This is a genomic window from Angustibacter luteus (assembly GCF_039541115.1).
Classification (GTDB): domain Bacteria; phylum Actinomycetota; class Actinomycetes; order Actinomycetales; family Angustibacteraceae; genus Angustibacter; species Angustibacter luteus.
Window position 1 is genome coordinate 39,909 of record NZ_BAABFP010000004.1, and the last position, 18,132, is coordinate 58,040.

Below are 18,132 nucleotides of genomic sequence, written 5' to 3' on the forward strand. Positions count from 1 at the left end.
GTCAGGAGTCCGTCGGACGCCGCCGGGTCAGCTCGAGCAGCAGGGTCGTCGCGACGGCGACCCCGACGGCGACGACCCAGGGCAGCCACGGACGCAGAGCAGGGTCGGCCGCGGCCTTCGTCACGTCCCAGAACTGCTGGACCAGGTCGGTGACCGCCTCCCCCGCCCGCGGGTGCTCCGGGAGGTTCACCAGGCCGGTGACGGGTGGCGCCACGGCGTAGGCGGCCGCGGCGCAGACCGGCCACCAGAGCAGGCGGTACCAGGGTTGCGAGCCGGCGACCACGAAGGCGACCGCGACGAGCGCGGCCGTGCCCCAGGTCGTGGCCCGCCACGGCAGCTGGTCGTGGCCGAGGGCGGCGGCCAGGCCGGCGACCCAGCTCGGTGACAACCCGGCGAGCAAGGACAGCGCGAGTGCGAGACCCAGCCGTCCACTCGTGCCGACGGCGCCGATCACCCAGCCGGCCAGCGCGGCCCCCACGACCACGGCCGACAGCCCGGTCACCACCCGCGCGTCAGCGACGAAGGCGCCGGGCGGAGCCGTCTCGACCACCAGCCGCCGGGACACTGACAGGGTCGCGACCACGCCGACCAGAACGCCGCCCGACGTCGCGAGCAGCGCCAGGCCACGCCGCGGCACCAACCACCCGCACAGTCCGGCGACGATGCCACCGACAACGCCCCCGACCACGAGGACAGTCAGGTGCGGGGTGTCCAGCGGCAGCGGTGTGCGGCCGGCGACGGCGAGCCCGTCCAACAGGTCGGCGCCGGACCGGCCGCTCGCCCCCGCGACGAGCCACGGCAGGAAGCCCACGGACCACCACAGCACGGCCGCGACGGGCAGCACGAGCCAGGTCGGCCGGTCCGGACGGCGCAGCCCAGGATCGTGGGTCATCTCGTCGGCGAGGAGCGTCACGGCGGTCACCCTAGTCAGGGCGAGCCCGATTCAGCCCGACTTCACCGGATTCCGTGGTGTCTACCCTGAATCGTGCTGGAGCGGACTCGAAGCGCATACTGCCCAGATGACCAGCCAGACCATCGCCGAGGTCGCCGAGCACTGCGGCCTGACCGCGCACACCCTTCGCTACTACGAGCGCGACGGGCTCCTCCTGCGACCGGTTCCGCGCACGTCGTCCGGGCACCGCGCGTACGGCGCCTACGACGTCCGCTGGATCGAGCTGGTCACCCGGCTGCGGGCCACCGGGATGCCGATCCGCGAGGTCAAGGCGTACACCGAGCTGGTGCGGGCCGGCGACGGCAACGAGTCCGAACGACTGGCGCTGCTGCGAGCGCACCGCGACCGGGTCCTGGCCCAGCTGGCCGAGGTCACCTCCCACCTGGGCGCCATCGACGCGAAGATCGGCATCTACCAGGACCGGATCGACCAGCCCGGGGCTCCGGTTCGCGCCACCGCTTGACTTCGAGCGCGCTCAAAGGCGTTGGGTGGAGACATGAGCAACCACTCCCTGACCACCCGCACGCTCGGCGACGCGGCGCACGGCAGCGACCTGACCGTGTCGGCGCTCGGCCTCGGCTGCATGGGCATGTCCGAGTTCTACGGCACGACCGACGAGCCCGAGGCGGTGCGCACCCTCGAGCGAGCGGTCGACCTCGGCGTCACGTTCTTCGACACGGCCGACATGTACGGCCCGTTCACGAACGAGCAGCTGGTCGGTCGGGTCCTGGCACCGCACCGCGACCGGGTCGTGCTGGCCACCAAGTTCGGCAACGTGCGCGACGCGGAGGACCCCACCAAGCGCTGGGTGGACGGCTCACCGGACTACGTCCGCCAGGCGTGCGACGCCAGCCTGCAACGGCTCGGTGTGGACCACGTCGACCTCTACTACCAGCACCGGGTCGACAAGAGCACTCCCATCGAGGAGACCGTCGGCGCGATGGCCGAGCTCGTCCAGGCGGGCAAGGTGCGCCGGCTGGGGCTGTCCGAGGCCTCGGCCGAGACCATCCGGCGCGCGCACGCCGTGCACCCGATCACCGCCCTGCAGACCGAGTACTCACTGTGGACCAGGCACGTCGAGTCGCAGATCCTGCCGACCCTGCGCGAGCTCGGCATCGGCCTGGTCCCTTACTCCCCGTTGGGTCGTGGCTTCCTGACCGGGGCGATCACGTCGGCGGACCAGCTGGACGCGAGCGACTTCCGGCGGCACAACCCCCGCTTCGTCGGCGACGCGCTGGAGCACAACCTGGCGCTCGTCGAGGCGGTCCGCGAGATCGCCGAGGGCAAGGGCGCGACGCCGGCCCAGCTCGCCCTGGCGTGGGTGCTCGCGCAGGGCCCGGACGTCGTCCCGATCCCGGGCACCCGGCGGGTGAACCGCCTCGAGGAGAACGTCGGGGCCGACTCCGTGGAGCTGACCGGTGACGACCTGGCGCGCATCGAGCGGGCGTTCCCGAAGGATGCCGCGCAGGGCGAGCGCTACCCGGACATGTCCACCATCGACGCCTGATCGTCAACCCTGGGTTGACGTCCCGCCGGCGTCAACCTAGGGTTGACGGCATGACGAGCTCCGTGCCGCTGACCGGCCAGATCCGCCTCGACGACCTGATCGAGGCCATCACCAAGGTCCACTCCGACGCCCTCGACCAGCTGACCGACGCCGTGCTGGCCGCCGACCACCTCGGCGAGGTCGCCGACCACCTCATCGGCCACTTCGTGGACCAGGCCCGCCGCTCCGGTGCGTCGTGGACCGACATCGGTCGCAGCATGGGCGTCACCAAGCAGGCGGCGCAGAAGCGCTTCGTGCCCAAGGAGTCCGGCGAACCTGACCTCGACCCCAGCCAGGGGTTCACCCGGTTCACCGACCGGGCGCGCAACGTGGTGGCGGCAGCCCAGAACGAGGCGCGGGGGGCGGGCAACGACCGGGTCGGCGCGGCGCACCTCACCCTGGGCCTGCTGGCCGAGCCGGAGGGCCTCGGCGTCCTGGCCGTGGTCGCCCAGGGCGTCTCGACGGAGCAGGTACGCGAGGCCGTGCGGGTCGTCCTGCCCGCGGCCGTCGACGACGTCCCGGTGCTCATTCCCTACGACGTGACCGCGAAGAAGGCCCTCGAGCTGACGTTCCGGGAGGCGCTGCGGCTCGGGCACAACTACGTCGGAACCGAGCACGTCCTGCTGGCCCTGCTGGAGAACGAGGACGGCGACGGCCCGCTCAGCACGCTCGGCATCGACAAGGCCGCCGCCGAGGAGAACGTGATCGCGACCCTCGCCACCCTCTCGTGGTCGAGGGACGCGGACGAGGCCGCCGGGGGCAGCGGGGCCTAGGAGGAGGTCGCCCGGTCCACGGCCCGCTTGGCCGCCGCGGTCAGCTGCTCCTGCACCACCGGCGCCTGCTCGCGGGCGAAGGCCTTGGCCTGCTCGACCTGCTCCTGCACGGTGGGGCTGTCCCAGAAGTCCTTGGCCTGGCCCTTGAGCTCCTCGTAGCTCCGGCGGCCGGACCGGGACCCCAGCACGTACCCGACGGCGACCCCCGTCGCCAGCAACAGCTTGCCCTTCATGACGTGCTCCTCTCGTTGGTCCGACCTCTACCTCACCAGCCACCCGCCCTTTGCGCACCCCCAGACGCTGCGCAGAGTCAGCGGGTGGCCGTGACCTGCCGCAGGCCGGGCCGCACCTCATGCGCCTCGCGCCGGGCGGAGTCGCTGGCCGAGTCGTCGGGCAGGTCCTGCGAGCGGCGCTCGGCCGCGACCCGCTCGGTGTAGCTGTCGACCTCGGCCGCGATCGCGCTCTCGTCCCAACCGAGCACGTCGGCCACCAGCTCGGCGGCCTCGCGGGCGGCGTCCACGCCGCGGTGCCGGGTCTCGATCGACATCCGGGTCCGCCGGGCCAGCAGGTCGTCCAGGTGCAGCGCCCCCTCGTGGGTAGCGCCGTACCGCAGCTCGGCCCGCAGGTACTCCTGGGCGGCCGGCACCGGCTCGAGCAGGGTCGGGTCGTCGTCCGCGAGCGAGAGCACCTCGCCCAGCAGCGAGCCGTAGCGACCCAGCAGGTGCTCGATCCGCCACGGCGGCAGCCCCGTCTCGCGGCCCAGCTCGGGAGCGAGGTTCACCATCGCGGCGTACCCCTCGGCGCCGACCAGCGGCACGTGCTCCGTCACCGACGGGCGCAGCGGGCCGAGGTCGACCGCGGCCGCGTCCACCGCATCGGCCGCCATCACCCGGTACGTCGTGTACTTGCCGCCCGCGATCGAGATGAGCCCCGGCTGGGGGCGGGCCACCGCGTGCTCGCGGGACAGCTGGCTGGAGTCCTCGTCCTCGCCGGCCAGCAGGGGTCGCAGGCCGGCGTACACGCCCAGGATGTCCTTGCGGGACAACGGGATCGACAGCACGGTGTTGACGGTGTCGAGGATGAAGTCCAGGTCGGTGGAGGTCGCCGCCGGGTGCGCCAGGTCGAACTGCCAGTCCGTGTCGGTGGTGCCGACGATCCAGTGCTGGCCCCACGGGATGACGAACAGCACGCTGCGCTCGGTGCGCAGGATCAGGCCGACCTCACCGGCGATCCGGTCACGCGGGACCACGATGTGCACGCCCTTGCTGGCCCGCACCCGGAACCGCCCGCGGCCACCGGACATCCGTTGCAGGTCGTCGGTCCACACGCCGGTCGCGTTCACCACGACCTTGGACCGGATCCGTTGCGTGGCACCGGTCTCGACGTCCCGGACGACGGCGCCGACCACGCGGTCGGCCTCGCGCACCAGCTCGACCACCTCGGTCGACGACCGCACCTGCGCGCCGTAGTGGAACGCCGTGCGCGCCACCGTGAGCGTGTGCCGGGCGTCGTCCGCCTGGGCGTCGTAGTACTGCACCGCACCGACCAGCGCGTCCCGCCGCAGCCCCGGAAAGCGTTTCAGCGCACCGGATCTGGACAGGTGCTTCTGCCGCGGGACCGACCGTGCACCGCCCATCTGGTCGTACAGGGTCAGCCCGGCCGCGACGTACGGGCGTTCCCAGCCGCGGTGCGACAGCGGGTACAGGAACGGCACGGGACGCACCAGGTGCGGCGCGATCCGGGTCAGCATCAGCTCGCGCTCGCGCAACGCCTCGGCCACGAGCCGGAAGTTCAGCTGCTCGAGGTACCGCAGCCCGCCGTGGAACAGCTTGCTCGAGCGGGACGACGTCCCGCTGGCGAAGTCCCGGGCCTCGACCAGGCCGGTGCGCAGGCCACGGGTGGCGGCGTCCAGCGCCACCCCGGCCCCGGTGACCCCACCGCCGACGACCAGGACGTCGAGCTCGCGCGCTCCCAGCTCGTCCCAGGCCTCCCGGCGCTCGGCCGGGCCAAGACGCATCGTGGTCGTCGCGAGAGCAGGGGCCATGACTCGATTATGGTCTGCTCATGTACGTCGCGGCGATCGACCAGGGAACGACGAGCACGCGATGCCTCGTCGTCGACCACGGCGGTCGGGTGGTCGCCGGCCACCAGCTCGAGCACCGGCAGATCCTGCCGCGCGCCGGCTGGGTCGAGCACGACGCCACGGAGATCTGGGAGAACACCCGCGAGGTCTGCGCCGGCGCGCTCGCCCGGGCCGACCTGAAGCCGCACGACATCGCGGCCGTCGGCATCACCAACCAGCGCGAGACGACGCTCGTCTGGGACCGCACGACCGGCCAGCCCATCCACCCGGCGATCGTCTGGCAGGACACCCGCACGGAGGCGATCTGCCGCCGGCTCGGCGAGGACGGCGGCCCGGACCGCTACCGAGAGCGCACCGGCCTGCCGCTGGCCACCTACTTCGCCGGACCGAAGATCGCCTGGATCCTGGACCACGTGGACGGCGCCCGGCAGCGCGCCGAGGCCGGCGAGCTCGCGTTCGGCACGATGGACTCGTGGCTGGTCTGGAACATGACCGGCGGCCCGGACGGCGGGCTGCACGTCACCGACGTGACGAACGCGTCGCGCACCCTGCTGATGGACCTGCGCACCTTGGCGTGGGACGAGGAGATCGCTGCCGACCTCGGCGTCCCGCTCGCGATGCTGCCGCAGATCCGCTCGTCGTCCGAGGTGTACGGCACCGTCCGCGAGGGCGGCGTGCTCGCCGGGGTGCCGATCGCGGGCATCCTCGGTGACCAGCACGCGGCCACGTTCGGCCAGGTCTGCTTCGAGCCCGGCATGGCCAAGAACACCTACGGCACCGGCAACTTCGTGCTCCTCAACACCGGCACCGAGCCGGTCGTCAGCGAGCACGGGCTGCTCACCACCGTCTGCTACCGGATCGGTGACGAGCCCGCGGTCTACGCGCTCGAGGGCTCGGTCGCCGTCACCGGGTCACTCGTGCAGTGGCTGCGCGACAACCTGGGGCTCATCGCCTCGGCGGAGGAGATCGAGCCGCTCGCGCGCACCGTGGACGACAACGGCGGGGCGTACGTCGTCCCCGCGTTCAGCGGGCTCTTCGCCCCGCACTGGCGCTCGGACGCCCGCGGCGCGATCGTCGGCCTCACCCGCTTCGTCGACCGCGGGCACCTGGCCCGCGCGGCGCTGGAGGCCGCGGCGTTCCAGTCGCAGGAGGTCATCGAGGCGATGGCCGCCGACTCCGGCGTGCAGCTCAGTGAGCTCAAGGTGGACGGCGGGATGGTGGCCAACGAGCTGCTCATGCAGTTCCAGGCCGACCTGCTCGGCGTCGACGTCGTGCGGCCCGTGGTCGCCGAGACCACGGCGCTGGGCGCGGCGTACGCCGCCGGGCTCGCGGTCGGGTTCTGGGACAGCGCCGCCGAGCTGGTCGCCAACTGGGCCGAGGACAAGCGGTGGACGCCGCAGATGCCGGACGACGAGCGGCAGCGGCTGCTCGGCCAGTGGGCGAAGGCCGTCCAGCGCACCCTGGACTGGGAGACGACATGAGCTCGCCTGCTCCGCGACGGTTCCTGACCCGACCGAGCAGCTGGCCCGAGGCCCGGTTCGTCGCTGACGCGCTGCGCGCCGAGACGGTCGGCGGCATGCTCCTGCTGGCGGCGGCCGTCATCGCCATGGTCTGGGCGAACTCGCCGTGGCGCGACGGCTACCTGCGCGTGCAGACGTTCAAGATCGGCCCCGAGGCCCTGGACCTGCACATCTCGTTGGCGCACTGGGCCTCCGACGGCCTGCTCGCCGTGTTCTTCCTGGTGGCCGGTCTCGAGCTCAAGCGGGAGCTGGTGGTCGGCGACCTGAGCGACGTCCAGCGCGCGATCCTGCCCGTCGTCGCCGCGATCTGCGGGGTGGTCGTCCCGGCCCTGTTCTACCTGGCCGTCGTGGCGGGCGTCGACGGAGCCGGGCGTGGGTGGGCCGTGCCCACGGCGACGGACATCGCGTTCGCCCTCGCAGCGCTGGCGGTGCTCGGCTCGCACCTGCCCTCCGCGCTGCGCTCGTTCCTGCTCACCCTGGCCGTCGTCGACGACCTGATCGCCATCACGATCATCGCCGTCTTCTACACCGACGACCTGAAACCGTTGCTGCTGCTGGGCTCTGCGGTGCCGCTCGTCGCCTTCTGGCTGGTGGCGCGACGCCGGGTCGCGCCGTGGTGGCTGCTCGTGCCCCTTGGCCTGGCCACCTGGACGATGGTGCATGCGTCCGGCGTGCACGCGACGGTCGCCGGCATGGCGCTGGCCTTCACCGTCCCCGTGCGACCCCACGAGGGCGACAGCGACTCCCGCGCCGAGCACGTGGAGCATGCGATCCGACCCCTGTCGGCCGGGTTCTGCGTGCCCGTGTTCGCCCTGCTGGCCTCGGGGGTGACGCTGGTCGGCGGCGGCCTCGGGGACGCCGTCAGCGACCGGGTGACCTGGGCCGTCGTCGTCGCCCTGGTCGCGGGCAAGCTCGTCGGGGTCTTCGGTGGGACGTTCCTCACCGCACGGCTGACCCGCGCGCAGCTGGACGACGACCTGGCCTGGGGCGACGTCCTGGGGCTGTCGCTGCTCGGCGGGATCGGCTTCACCGTGAGCCTCCTGGTCGGTGAGCTCGCGTTCGAGGACGACCCGGCCCGGCACGCGCACGTCAAGCTCGGTGTGCTGATCGCCTCGGTGCTGGCCGCCCTGCTCGCCGCGGTGGTGCTGCGTCGACGTGAGCGCGCCTACCGCACGATCGCCGAACGAGACTCCCGGGACGACGACGGGGACGGCGTCCCGGACGTCTACCAGCCCGGCCGCGGCTGAGCGCTGGGGCCGCCCACCCCGTAGGCTCGCGCCAGGACCGACCGCCCAGGAGGAACCAGCCATGAGCGACACCGGGACCACGCCCGCGAACGCGCTGAAGAACGCTCTCCCCGACGGGCTGCCGATCGAGCCGCCCGCCGAGCGCAGCCTCGGCCAGCTCGTCGCCGATGCCTCGCACGACCTGTCGCGGATCCTGCGCTCCGAGGTGGCCCTGGCGAAGGCCGAGATCAAGGCCGACGTGCAGGCCGCCGCCACCGGCGCCGCGATGTTCGTCGTCGCGGCCGTCTTCGCCTTCCTCGCCCTCATCCTGCTGCTGATCGCCGCCGCCTACGGCCTGGTCGCCGCCGGCCTCGCGCCGTGGCTGGCGTTCCTCATCGTGGCCGTCGTGCTGCTGCTCGTCGGGGTGGTGCTGGTGCTCGTCGGGCGCGCGAAGGTGCGTCGGGTCGGGCCACCCGAGCGCACGATCCGGACGACGCGCGAGACGGTCGAGGCGCTCAAGGGCGCCGACGCGCCAGCGGAGTGACCAGCGTCGACGCCACGCACGTCCTGCACGACGGTCCGTGGCGGCACCGGTTCGTCTCGGCCAACGGGGCCCGGTTCCACGTGGCGGAGGCCGGGTCCGGGCCGCTCGTCCTGCTGCTGCACGGGTTCCCGCAGATGTGGTGGTGCTGGCGGCACCAGCTGACGGCACTGGCCGACGCCGGGTATCGCGCGGTGGCCATGGACCTGCGCGGCTACGGGGCCTCCGACAAGCCGCCCCGCGGGTACGACACCCCCAACTTGGCCACGGACGTCGCCGCGGTGATCCGCTCGCTCGGGGCCTCCGACGCCGTGGTCGTCGGGCACGACTGGGGCGGCTGGATCAGCTGGTCGATGCCCGCACTCGAACCAGAGGTGACTCGGGCCGTCGCGGCGATCTCGATGGCGCACCCGGTGGCGATGCGCCGCGGGGCCGGCGGGCACCGCAGCCAGGCCGCCGCGAGCCGCTACGTGTGGGGGTTCCAGGTGCCGATCCGCCCGGAGCGCCAGCTCGTGCGCGCCGGCGCGGTGGAGGCGTTGCTGCGCAGGGGGTCCGGCACGTCGTGGCCAGGCCACGGCGAGGAGGCCGACGCCATCGTGGCGGCGTACACCGACGCCATGCGCGTGCCGTTCGTGGCTCACTCGGCGATGGAGTACTACCGCTGGGCGGTGCGGTCCACCTGGCGCCGGGACGGGCGGGCGTTCGTCGAGCGGATCGACCGGCCCATCGACGTCCCGGTCCTGCACCTGCAGGGCGCCCGCGACCCCGCCGTCCTGGCCGAGACGGCCCGGCGGTCGGCGAAGTGGGCGACCGGCGGCTACGAGTACCACGAGGACGACGACGCCGGACACTTCCTGCCCGAGGAGCGCCCGGCCGAGGTCAACGCGGCTCTGCTGGACTGGCTGGCTCGCCTGCCCAGCAGCTGAGCTGCTCCCGGATCACCCGAGATGAGTGCGTCCCGTCGAATGCAGAGAAGTGGGGCACGTGAGGTCCCTCGGGTGCCCCGGTTCTCTGGTCTGGGCGCGCCGGGTCGGGCCTCTCAGCCGGCGGCGCAGTCGCCCGTCGACACCGGCCGGGTCGCGACCAGGCCGCGGGCCAGGACGGCCCGGGACTCCTTCATCGTCAGCGCGTAGCCGGTGCGGTCGTCGTCGAGGCTCTTGGCGAAGACAGTGCCGACGACGCGGCCCTGCGGGTCCAGCAGCGGACCGCCGGAGTTGCCCGGCTGCACCCGCGCGTAGAGCGAGTAGACCTCGCGCACCGAGGTCTTCCGGCCGTAGATGTCCTCACCGCGGGCGGTGATCACGTCGCGCACCCGGGCCGCGTCCAGCCGGAACGGACCGTTCAGCGGGAAGCCCGCCACCACAGCCGTCGCGCCGCGATCCAGGTCGTCGCCCCGCGGCAAGGCCGGCGCATCCAGCCCGGGAACGTCGAGCACGGCGAGGTCGCGCACCGGGTCGAACACGACGACGGTGGCCTGCCGCCGGGCCCCGACCCCACCGACCTGCACGGTCGGACGCCGGACGCCGGCCACCACGTGCGCGTTGGTCACCACCACGTCGTCGGCCAGCACCCAGCCGCTGCCCTCCTGCGACCGCGAGCACGCCTGGGCGTCACCGGTGATCTTCACGACACTGCGGGCCGCCCGACGCACGCCGGCCGTCTGACCAGCCGTCGCGTCCGGCGGCTGCACCGGACGGATCAGCTCCGGCCCGAGCCCCTCGAACACCCGGGGGAAGCCCTCGGCGTCCAGCAGCGACCGGAAGCCGGCGAAGACCCGCCCGGTCTGCGACGGCACCACCCCGTCGATCGCCGCGACGATGTGCGAGCGACCGACCGCCCGGGACAGCTGCTCCGACGGGCCGCCTCGAACGGCCCCTGCGATCAGCGACACCAGCAGTGCCACAGCGAGCACGCTGGCCACCGCGCCGAGCGCGGAGTCGACCTTGCGGGCCGGCGCCGCCGTCACCTGGTTGCGCAGGCGGGCGCCGATGGCCGAGCCCACGGCCTGGCCGAGGACCGCCGCGAGCACGACGCCGACGAGCAGCAGCAGCGCCCGGCTGGTCTGGGACGCCGACGTGAACGACCGGTCGAGCAGCTGCGGCAGCGCCCACATCGCGAGGACGGCGCCCCCGACGAAGCCGGCCAGCGAGCAGAACCCGACGAGCGCGCCGTGGCGGTACCCGGCGAAGGCGTAGGCGATCAGCACGACCGCCAGGAGGACGTCGATCACGGGAGCAGCGCCAGCACGTCCGGGGGCAGGTCGACGACGCGCCGGCGGTCCCACGGGTGCTCCAGCCCAGCGAGGGCGAGCACCCGGGCGAGCAGGCCGGCCGTGAAACCCCAGACGAACAGGCCGCGCACCGTGAAGGCCGGGCCGACAAAGCCGCTCGGGTGCCGGGTGGTGACCCGGTTGGCCGGGTCGAGCAGCTCGACGAGGGGCACCCGGACCACCCGCGCCACCTCGGCCTCGTCGACCGCGGACACCGGGGACGACGTCCGCCAGTACGCCAGCACGGGCGTGACGACGAACCCGCTGGGCGGCAGGAAGAGGGCGGGCAGCTCACCGAGCACCTCCACCCCGTCGGCATGCAGGCCGGTCTCCTCCACCGCTTCACGGACGGCGCACTCGGCCGGCCCAGCGTCCGTGGGGTCGAGCGAGCCGCCCGGGAACGACACCTGGCCGGGGTGCGAGCGCAGCGAGTCGGCGCGCTGGGTGAGCAGGACGTCAGGGCGGCCCTCGTCGTCGACGCCGAACAGCATCAGGACGGCGGACGGGCGGCCCCCGTCCTCCGGCGGCAGGAACCGGGACAGGTCCTCGGGGCGCGCCGACGCCGGCACCGCGGCCAGCCGCTCGAGCCAGTCCGCCGCGAGGACGACGGCGCTCACGCCGACGCCTCGGCGGCGCGCTCGTACTTGAGCAGCTTGCGCGCCTTGACCGGGTCGGTCTCGCCGTCGCCGTAGGAGGGGCAGAGCCGCGCGATCGGGCAGGCGCCGCAGGCGGGCTTCTTGGCATGGCAGGTCCGGCGGCCGTGAAAGATCAGGACGTGGGACAGCATCGTCCAGTCCTTGCGCGGGAACAGGGCACCCACCTGGTGCTCGACCTTGACGGGGTCCGACTCCGCCGTCCAGCCGAAACGGCGGACGAGTCGCCCGAAGTGCGTGTCCACGGTGATGCCCGGGATGCCGAAAGCGTTGCCCAGCACCACGTTCGCGGTCTTTCGACCTACTCCGGGCAAGGTGACCAGATCGGCCAGCCGCGGCGGCACCTCACCGTCGAACCGCTCGACCAGGGCGGCGCCGAGCTTCATCACGGAGTTCGTCTTGGCCCGGAAGAAGCCGGTCGGCTTGAGCAGCTCCTCCATCTCGACGCGGTCCGCACCGGCCAGCGCGGCGGCGTCCGGGTACCGCGCGAACAGGGTCGGTGTGACCTTGTTCACCATCACGTCGGTGGTCTGCGCCGACAGCACCGTGGCCACCAGGAGCTGCAGCGGCGACTCGAAATCCAGCTCGCAGTGGGCATACGGGTACAGGTCGTGCAGGTCGCGGTACATGCGCCGCGCCCGGCGGGTCAGGGCGACCGGCGAGGGGTCGGCGAGGGCGGCAGGCACGGACCCAGCGTACGTGGCGATGCTGACAGCGCCGTCCGATGATCCGGAAGGGTGAGTGCCGCCGCTCCCGGCTCAAGCGAGCCCAGCCGGCGACGAGAACCCTGCTGTGACCGACCCATCCCTGCACTCCCTCGACGACCTGCGAAGTGAACGTCGGCTGCTCGTCGAACACGTGGCGAACCTGTCCTGGCTGCGCCGGCTGGTCGTCGCCCGGTCCGACCTCGAGGTCGCACGGATGACCGGACTGGCCGAGGGCGTGGACCGGCTGGAGCCCGTGGTGCGCGAGGCGCTCGAGCTCGGCACGGTCGCCGGCCCCGAGCTGCTGCAGGCGCTGTCCCGGACGAGTCGCACGCTGCACGACGAGTCCGACGTCGCCCGCTCCCGGCTCGATGCCGTGACCGACGCCCTGGTCGCCCAGCTGGCCGTCGACCCGACCCGCTGCCTGGCCGGCTGACGAGCCCTCACCGCCCCGACCCGCCCGCGGTTCGTGTCGCACGTCACAGTAAGGCAGACTGCCTTCGTTACGTGCCGTGCGAAGGAGAGATCGTGGACGACGACATCGTGCGCAGCGCACCGCTGTTCGCGGCGCTTGACGAGCAGGCGGCCGCCTCGCTGCGGGAGTCCATGGTCGAGGTCGCCCTGGGCCGTTCCGAGACCCTCTTCGACGAGGGTGAGCGGGGCGACAAGCTGTACGTCATCGTCGAGGGCAAGATCAAGCTCGGCCGGACCAGCAACGACGGCCGCGAGAACCTGCTGGCGATCCTCGGGCCGGGCGAGATGTTCGGCGAGCTCAGCCTGTTCGACCCCGGCCCTCGCACGGCCACCGCGACCTCCGTGGGCGACAGCCGGCTGATCGGCTTGGGCAACGACGCCTTCGAACCGTGGCTGCTGCAGCACCCCGAGGTGGCCCAGACCCTGCTCCGGGCGCTGGCCCGTCGCCTGCGCCGCACCAACGAGACCCTCGCCGACCTCGTCTTCACCGACGTGCCCGGCCGCGTCGCCAAGGCCCTGCTGGACCTGTCGACCCGCTTCGGGCGTCCCGCGGACGACGGCATCCTGGTCGCGCACGAGCTCACCCAGGAGGAGCTGGCCCAGCTGGTCGGCGCCTCCCGCGAGACGGTCAACAAGGCGCTGGCCGACTTCGCCACCCGCGGCTGGTTGCGGCTCGAGGCCCGGGCCGTCGTCCTGCTCGACATCGAGCGGTTGAAGCGCCGGGCGCGGTAGCCACGCGCGGCGGCCGGTGCGCTGCGCCGACCGTTGGATCGTTCGAGAAGATCGTTCATGTCCGCGGTCGCGCTGCCGATAGGTCGTCATGCAGATCGGACGGCGTCAACGCGCGGGCTCACGCCTGTTCGTCGTCTACGCGATCGCCAGCTTCGTCCCCCTCGCCGTGCTCGGCGCGGCCCTGCTGCACGGGTACCAGGACCAGGGCGCGGCCCGCGGTCGTGACCAGGGGCGCGCGCAGGCCGCGGTCATCGAGGAGATGGCCGTCGCCCCGGCGCTGAGCGGCGCCGACCTGTCCACCGGACTCACCGGGGCCGAACGGGAACGGCTGCAGGCCGCCACCGACCTCGCCATCTTCAACGGCTCCGTGGCCCGGCTGCGGCTGCGCAGCTTCGACGGGGCGGTGCCGTTCTCCGACGACGGCTCCCGGGACGGCGCGGTGCCCGTCGAGGACGAGGCGTTCCAGCGCGCCGCGCACGGACACGTCGACGTCCGGCTGGTCGACGACCCCGAGCAGGCCACGGACGTGACGGTGCGGGTGCTGCAGCCGATCGTCGCCGCCTCCAGCGGCCAGGCGACCGGCGTCCTGGAGGTCTACCTGCCCTACGGCGAGATCGCCCGGGCGGTCGAGGCCGACGGCCGGCGGACCGTGTGGAAGGTGGGCGGCGGCCTCGTCGTCCTCTACGCCGTGCTCGCCCTCATCTCCTGGTGGACCACCCGTGCGCTGCGCCGGCACGCCGCCGCGCACGAGCACCAGGCCCTGCACGACGCCCTGACCGGGCTGCCGAACCGGCTGATGTTCCGCCGTCGGGCCGAGGCCGCGCTGGCCCGTGGCCGCAAGGGTGACGGCGGCGCGCTGGTGCTGGTCGACCTCGACCACTTCAAGGAAGTCAACGACACCCTCGGCCACCACGCCGGCGACGAGCTGCTGCGGGTGGTCGCCCAGCGGCTGCGCGACCAGCTGCGCACCGACGACACCGTCGCGCGGCTAGGCGGCGACGAGTTCGGCCTGGTGCTGCCCGGCAACACCGACCGGGCCGCCACGGTGGCCCTGCTCGGCCGGATCCGCACCGAGCTGGCTCGCGAGATCGTCATCGGCACCGTGTCCCTGCACGTGGTCGCCAGCTTCGGCGTCTGCTTCTACCCGGACGACGCGGGCGACCTGGAGTCGCTGATCCAGCACGCGGACACCGCCATGTACCAGGGCAAGCACGGCCCGACCGGCGTGATCGTCTACGAGCCGGACTCGGCCCAGCACCCGAACCACTCGCTCGTCGTCCAGGCCGAGCTGCGGCACGCGCTCGAGCGCGACGAGCTCGTCCTGCACTACCAGCCCAAGCTCGAGCTCGGCTCGGGCGAGGTGCACGGCGTCGAGGCGCTGGTGCGCTGGCAGCACCCCGAGCGCGGCCTGCTGCCGCCGTCGGAGTTCCTGCCGGTGGCCGAGCGCTCGGACCTCATCGAGCCCCTCACCACCTGGGTGCTGCGCCGCGCGCTGCGCGACCAGCAGGAGTGGACGGCGCAGGGCCTGGACTGGACCGTCGCGGTGAACATCTCGGCGCGCAACCTCTCCTCCCTGGACTTCGCCCGGACCGTAGGAGGCCTGGTCAGCGAGTCCGGCGTCCACCCGGACCGGCTGCACCTGGAGGTCACCGAGACGGCACTGGCGTTCGACGCCGACGCCGCAGCCGAGGTCGTGCACGCGCTGGCCGCCCAGGGGCTCTCGATCTCGGTCGACGACTTCGGCATCGGCTACACCAGCCTGTCCCAGCTGCGCTCGCTCGCCGTGTCCGAGGTGAAGATCGACCGCACGTTCGTCGCCGGACTGTCGGACAACGAGCAGGACCGGGCGATCGTCGGCTCGGTGATCGGACTGGGCCACAGCCTGGGCTGCATGGTCACCGCCGAGGGCGTCGAGACCCAGGACGTCGCCGACTGGCTGCAGGACGCCGGGTGCGACCGCGCGCAGGGCTTCCTGTGGATGCGACCGGCGCCCTGGACCCAGGTCGCCACGGCACTGCAGAACAGGGAGCCGGTCTCCGCCGGTTCGTCCGACGAGAGGTCTGCCCGATGACCACCACCGCGCGCCGCCGGCGCACCGGCACCGCCGTGCTGGCCGTGGCCGCAGCCCTGGTCGCCGTGTGCGCCAGCGCCTGCGGGACGAGCCAGCCCACCGCGAAGACGGCCGGCTCGAACGTCAAGCCGACCCTCGACCGGTCACTGAACAGCCTGCTGCCGGCGGCCGTGCGGGACGCCGGAGTGCTGCGGGTCGGCACGGACGCGTCGTACGCGCCGATGTCGTTCTTCGGTCCGGACGGGCGCACCATCGTGGGCATGGAACCCGACCTGGGCTACGCCATCGGCCAGGTCCTCGGCGTGCGTCTGGAGTTCATCCGGACCGACTTCACGGACATCCTCCCCGAGGTCCAGAACGGCCAGCTGGACGTCGGGATGTCGGCGATGACCGACACCGCCGAGCGCGAGAAGCAGGTCGACTTCGTCAACTACCTGAGCGCCGGCACCTCGATCGTCGTGCAGCGCGGCAACCCGTCGGGCGTCACGGACCTGAAGGACCTGTGCGGCAAGAAGGTCGCGCTGGAGAAGGGGACGATCCAGGTCGACCTGGTCAAGCGGTCCCAGCGCAGCTGCGGCGGCGTGCCGATCGTGCTGTCGACGTACGCGACCAACTCGGACGCCCTCGTCCAGCTGCGCACCGGCCGCGCCGTCGCGGTGCTGAACGACTTCGCACCGGCCGCCTACCTGACCACGGACGCGCGCACCAAGGCGCACTACCAGCTCGCCTCGACGAACCAGTACGAGCCGGGGCAGTACGGGATGGCGGTCAACAAGAACCAGCCCGCGATCCGGGACGCCATCGCCGGGGCGCTGGATGCGTTGAACCGCAACGGCTCCTACCTGGGCGTCCTGGACCACTGGGGAGTCGCCGGCGGCGCCATGGACGACGTCACGGTCAACTCCGGCCGCTGAGGTACTCCAGCTGGGCCCGCACGGACAGCTCGGCGGCCGGCCACAGGGCCCGGTCGACGTCCGCGTAGACCCGCTCGACGACCTCACGAGGCGTGCGGTCCCCGGCCTCGAGCGCAGCGCTGACCTGCGCCAGCCGGCTCTGCCGGTGCGCGAGGTACGCCCGGACGACGGCACCGGCGTCGGCCAGGACCGGCCCGTGCCCGGGCAGCACGGTGTGCACGGCGCCTGAGTCGGCCAGGGATCCCAGGCGCTGCAACGACTCCAGGTAGTCCTCGAGCCGTCCGTCCGGGTGGGCGACGACGGTGGTCCCGCGTCCCAGCACGGTGTCGCCGGTCAGCACCGCACTGTCCGCCGGCAGCAGGAACGACAGCGAGTCGCTCGTGTGCCCGGGGGTGGCGACGACCTGCACGTCGAGGTCATCGGCGTGGACGACGTCCCCCTCGCCCAACCCCTCGGACCCGCTGCGCTGCAACGGGTCCAGGGCCAGCACCGGAGCGTCGCTGAGCTCGGCGAAGCGTCGAGCACCGGCACTGTGGTCCAGGTGGGCGTGGGTGAGCAGCACCTTCGCGACCTGCGCGCCACGCGATCGGACGGCTGTCAGGACGGCCTGCAGGTGGCCCTCGTCGTCCGGACCGGGATCCACCACCAGTGCGGTCGAGGCGCCGGGTTCGTGCAGCACCCACGTGTTGGTGCCGTCCAGGGTCATCGGTGAAGGGTTCGGCGCCAGCACGCACAGCGCGCGGGGCGACGCCGCACCGCCGTGCCAGTCACCCGAGGGCGTTCCGAGCAGTCCGGTCACGGCCGGTCCTCCAGCCCACCGGCGGGGCCGGGCCGGCCGCCACCCTCGCCGTCCAGGTCGACCTCGATGGCCAGGCCGTCGCCGGTGCGCACCAACCACGGCATCACCAGGCTCAGCTGACGCTGCCGGGCGAGCAGCGCCGCGACGTCCGGCGCCTGGGCGACGTCCTCGAGCGTGACGAGCGTCGGCGGCATCATGGCGAGCGTCCCGTCACCGCCACCGGTCGCTGCCGTCCCGGCGTCGAGCCACTCGGCGTGGTCCGCCTCGCCACCGACCTCGCGGGCCCGCTGACCGGTCGGCAGGGCAGCGACGAAGAACCAGGTGTCGTACCGGCGCGGCTCGAAGACCGGTGTGCACCAACGACTCCAGGCGGTCAGCAGGTCAGTACGCAGGGTCAGTGAGCGCCGGGTGAGCAGCTCGGACAGCGCGAGGCTGCGGTCCAGCAGGGCGAGCCGGTCGGCCTCCCAGCTGTCGTCCGAGAGGTCCGCGACCACGTCGTCCGGACCCGCCCCCGCCAGCAGCACGCCGCACTCCTCGAACAGCTCGCGGACGGCGGCGCAGACCAACCCCGCGGCGTCCGGCTCGTCGACGCCCAGTCGCTCGGCCCACGCGCTCAGCGGCGGTCCGCTCCAGGGCACGGCCGGGTCGCAGTCGCGCGGGTCGACCCCGCCACCGGGGAACACGTGCATGGAGGCGGCGAACGCCATCGTCGACGTCCGGCGCATGAGGAACGCCTGCGGTCCGGCTGCGGCGTCGCGCACCAGGACGACCGTGGCGGCCCGGCGCGGGGCCGCCGGCTCGACGGCACCGTCGACGGCCGCGAAGGCGACCGCGTGGTCCCCGATCCGCGAGGTGAGGGCGAACGATCGCCGCAT

At 73.1% G+C, this 18,132-nt stretch carries 19 protein-coding genes; 11 read left to right on the forward strand and 8 right to left on the reverse strand.

What is annotated here, in order from left to right; all coding sequences use genetic code 11:
* Nucleotide 1 precedes the first annotated feature (1 nt).
* Nucleotides 2-913, reverse strand: a complete 912-nt coding sequence (locus ABEB17_RS06500; protein ID WP_345715867.1) for a hypothetical protein — start codon at nucleotides 911-913, stop codon at nucleotides 2-4.
* 106 nt (nucleotides 914-1,019) lie between these two features.
* Here ABEB17_RS06500 and ABEB17_RS06505 point away from each other — a divergent pair, with 106 nt between their 5' ends.
* Genes ABEB17_RS06505 through ABEB17_RS06515 form a run of 3 tightly spaced genes read left to right on the forward strand, consistent with a single transcriptional unit; the run spans nucleotide 1,020 to nucleotide 3,271 of the window.
* Nucleotides 1,020-1,415 carry a MerR family transcriptional regulator gene (locus tag ABEB17_RS06505; protein ID WP_345715868.1) on the forward strand — a complete coding sequence of 132 codons (396 nt, stop codon included), beginning with the start codon at nucleotides 1,020-1,022 and terminating at the stop codon, nucleotides 1,413-1,415.
* 33 nt (nucleotides 1,416-1,448) lie between these two features.
* Nucleotides 1,449-2,459 carry an aldo/keto reductase gene (locus ABEB17_RS06510; RefSeq protein WP_345715869.1) on the forward strand — a complete coding sequence of 337 codons (1,011 nt, stop codon included), beginning with the start codon at nucleotides 1,449-1,451 and terminating at the stop codon, nucleotides 2,457-2,459.
* 50 nt (nucleotides 2,460-2,509) lie between these two features.
* Entirely contained in the window at nucleotides 2,510-3,271 is a 762-nt protein-coding gene (locus ABEB17_RS06515) for a Clp protease N-terminal domain-containing protein (RefSeq protein ID WP_345715871.1), read from the forward strand.
* Here the strand turns inward: ABEB17_RS06515 and ABEB17_RS06520 are convergent.
* Nucleotides 3,268-3,504, reverse strand: coding sequence for a YtxH domain-containing protein (locus ABEB17_RS06520; RefSeq protein WP_345715872.1), 237 nt, complete (start codon nucleotides 3,502-3,504; stop codon nucleotides 3,268-3,270). The genes ABEB17_RS06515 and ABEB17_RS06520 overlap by 4 nt on opposite strands.
* Nucleotides 3,505-3,581: 77 nt before the next feature.
* Nucleotides 3,582-5,315 carry a glycerol-3-phosphate dehydrogenase/oxidase gene (locus ABEB17_RS06525; RefSeq protein WP_345715873.1) on the reverse strand — a complete coding sequence of 578 codons (1,734 nt, stop codon included), beginning with the start codon at nucleotides 5,313-5,315 and terminating at the stop codon, nucleotides 3,582-3,584.
* 20 nt (nucleotides 5,316-5,335) lie between these two features.
* Between ABEB17_RS06525 and glpK the strand changes: the two genes are divergently transcribed.
* The 4 genes from glpK to ABEB17_RS06545 all read left to right on the forward strand — a co-directional run bounded on the left by glpK (nucleotide 5,336) and on the right by ABEB17_RS06545 (nucleotide 9,567).
* On the forward strand, nucleotides 5,336-6,835 hold the full coding sequence (gene glpK, locus ABEB17_RS06530) for a glycerol kinase GlpK (RefSeq protein ID WP_378227002.1): 1,500 nt from the start codon (nucleotides 5,336-5,338) through the stop codon (nucleotides 6,833-6,835).
* Entirely contained in the window at nucleotides 6,832-8,121 is a 1,290-nt protein-coding gene (gene nhaA, locus ABEB17_RS06535) for a Na+/H+ antiporter NhaA (RefSeq protein ID WP_345715875.1), read from the forward strand. The genes glpK and nhaA overlap by 4 nt, the downstream gene beginning before the upstream one ends.
* A gap of 61 nt (nucleotides 8,122-8,182) precedes the next feature.
* Nucleotides 8,183-8,644 (forward strand): phage holin family protein, encoded by a 462-nt coding sequence (locus ABEB17_RS06540; protein WP_345715876.1) that lies wholly within the window; start codon nucleotides 8,183-8,185, stop codon nucleotides 8,642-8,644.
* Nucleotides 8,641-9,567 (forward strand): alpha/beta fold hydrolase, encoded by a 927-nt coding sequence (locus tag ABEB17_RS06545; RefSeq protein ID WP_345715877.1) that lies wholly within the window; start codon nucleotides 8,641-8,643, stop codon nucleotides 9,565-9,567. Before ABEB17_RS06540 ends, ABEB17_RS06545 begins: the two co-directional genes overlap by 4 nt.
* 113 nt (nucleotides 9,568-9,680) lie before the next feature.
* On the opposite strand, the gene ABEB17_RS06550 is transcribed toward ABEB17_RS06545, so the two are convergent.
* From ABEB17_RS06550 to nth, 3 genes are read right to left on the reverse strand one after another with little or no spacing between them, the layout of a single operon-like run.
* Nucleotides 9,681-10,871, reverse strand: coding sequence for a MarP family serine protease (locus ABEB17_RS06550; protein ID WP_345715878.1), 1,191 nt, complete (start codon nucleotides 10,869-10,871; stop codon nucleotides 9,681-9,683).
* A complete protein-coding gene (locus ABEB17_RS06555; RefSeq protein ID WP_345715879.1) occupies nucleotides 10,868-11,527 on the reverse strand; it encodes an NUDIX hydrolase in 660 nt (219 codons plus the stop codon). The genes ABEB17_RS06550 and ABEB17_RS06555 overlap by 4 nt, the downstream gene beginning before the upstream one ends.
* The gene (nth, locus tag ABEB17_RS06560; protein ID WP_345716369.1) at nucleotides 11,524-12,192 is read right to left on the reverse strand and encodes an endonuclease III; all 669 of its coding nucleotides are present in this window, start codon (nucleotides 12,190-12,192) and stop codon (nucleotides 11,524-11,526) included. The genes ABEB17_RS06555 and nth overlap by 4 nt, the downstream gene beginning before the upstream one ends.
* Before the next feature lie 163 nt (nucleotides 12,193-12,355).
* Between nth and ABEB17_RS06565 the strand changes: the two genes are divergently transcribed.
* The 4 genes from ABEB17_RS06565 to ABEB17_RS06580 all read left to right on the forward strand — a co-directional run bounded on the left by ABEB17_RS06565 (nucleotide 12,356) and on the right by ABEB17_RS06580 (nucleotide 16,458).
* Complete coding sequence (locus ABEB17_RS06565; RefSeq protein ID WP_345715880.1) at nucleotides 12,356-12,703, forward strand: hypothetical protein; 348 nt, start codon at nucleotides 12,356-12,358, stop codon at nucleotides 12,701-12,703.
* 92 nt (nucleotides 12,704-12,795) lie between these two features.
* The gene (locus ABEB17_RS06570; protein WP_345715881.1) at nucleotides 12,796-13,473 is read left to right on the forward strand and encodes a Crp/Fnr family transcriptional regulator; all 678 of its coding nucleotides are present in this window, start codon (nucleotides 12,796-12,798) and stop codon (nucleotides 13,471-13,473) included.
* An 88-nt stretch (nucleotides 13,474-13,561) separates the two neighbouring features.
* Nucleotides 13,562-15,544: a putative bifunctional diguanylate cyclase/phosphodiesterase gene (locus tag ABEB17_RS06575; RefSeq protein WP_345715882.1), complete on the forward strand. Its 1,983-nt coding sequence runs from the start codon at nucleotides 13,562-13,564 to the stop codon at nucleotides 15,542-15,544.
* Nucleotides 15,541-16,458: an ABC transporter substrate-binding protein gene (locus tag ABEB17_RS06580; RefSeq protein WP_345715883.1), complete on the forward strand. Its 918-nt coding sequence runs from the start codon at nucleotides 15,541-15,543 to the stop codon at nucleotides 16,456-16,458. The genes ABEB17_RS06575 and ABEB17_RS06580 overlap by 4 nt, the downstream gene beginning before the upstream one ends.
* Here ABEB17_RS06580 and ABEB17_RS06585 read toward each other — a convergent pair.
* Together ABEB17_RS06585 and ABEB17_RS06590 are read right to left on the reverse strand one after the other, a co-directional pair.
* Nucleotides 16,442-17,257, reverse strand: coding sequence for an MBL fold metallo-hydrolase (locus ABEB17_RS06585; protein WP_345715884.1), 816 nt, complete (start codon nucleotides 17,255-17,257; stop codon nucleotides 16,442-16,444). The genes ABEB17_RS06580 and ABEB17_RS06585 overlap by 17 nt on opposite strands.
* Nucleotides 17,254-18,132: an NUDIX hydrolase gene (locus ABEB17_RS06590; protein WP_345715885.1), complete on the reverse strand. Its 879-nt coding sequence runs from the start codon at nucleotides 18,130-18,132 to the stop codon at nucleotides 17,254-17,256. The genes ABEB17_RS06585 and ABEB17_RS06590 overlap by 4 nt, the downstream gene beginning before the upstream one ends.

What these genes read in the sequence shown, in the direction of transcription:
- ABEB17_RS06505 (WP_345715868.1), top strand. Translation starts at nt 1,020, where the DNA reads ATGACCAGCCAGACCATCGCCGAGGTCGCCGAGCACTGCGGCCTGACC.
- ABEB17_RS06510 (WP_345715869.1), top strand. Translation starts at nt 1,449, where the DNA reads ATGAGCAACCACTCCCTGACCACCCGCACGCTCGGCGACGCGGCGCAC.
- ABEB17_RS06515 (WP_345715871.1), top strand. Translation starts at nt 2,510, where the DNA reads ATGACGAGCTCCGTGCCGCTGACCGGCCAGATCCGCCTCGACGACCTG.
- ABEB17_RS06520 (WP_345715872.1), bottom strand. Translation starts at nt 3,504, where the DNA reads ATGAAGGGCAAGCTGTTGCTGGCGACGGGGGTCGCCGTCGGGTACGTG.
- ABEB17_RS06525 (WP_345715873.1), bottom strand. Translation starts at nt 5,315, where the DNA reads ATGGCCCCTGCTCTCGCGACGACCACGATGCGTCTTGGCCCGGCCGAG.
- glpK (WP_378227002.1), top strand. Translation starts at nt 5,336, where the DNA reads ATGTACGTCGCGGCGATCGACCAGGGAACGACGAGCACGCGATGCCTC.
- nhaA (WP_345715875.1), top strand. Translation starts at nt 6,832, where the DNA reads ATGAGCTCGCCTGCTCCGCGACGGTTCCTGACCCGACCGAGCAGCTGG.
- ABEB17_RS06540 (WP_345715876.1), top strand. Translation starts at nt 8,183, where the DNA reads ATGAGCGACACCGGGACCACGCCCGCGAACGCGCTGAAGAACGCTCTC.
- nth (WP_345716369.1), bottom strand. Translation starts at nt 12,192, where the DNA reads ATGTACCGCGACCTGCACGACCTGTACCCGTATGCCCACTGCGAGCTG.
- ABEB17_RS06575 (WP_345715882.1), top strand. Translation starts at nt 13,562, where the DNA reads ATGCAGATCGGACGGCGTCAACGCGCGGGCTCACGCCTGTTCGTCGTC.
- ABEB17_RS06580 (WP_345715883.1), top strand. Translation starts at nt 15,541, where the DNA reads ATGACCACCACCGCGCGCCGCCGGCGCACCGGCACCGCCGTGCTGGCC.
- ABEB17_RS06590 (WP_345715885.1), bottom strand. Translation starts at nt 18,132, where the DNA reads ATGCGGCGATCGTTCGCCCTCACCTCGCGGATCGGGGACCACGCGGTC.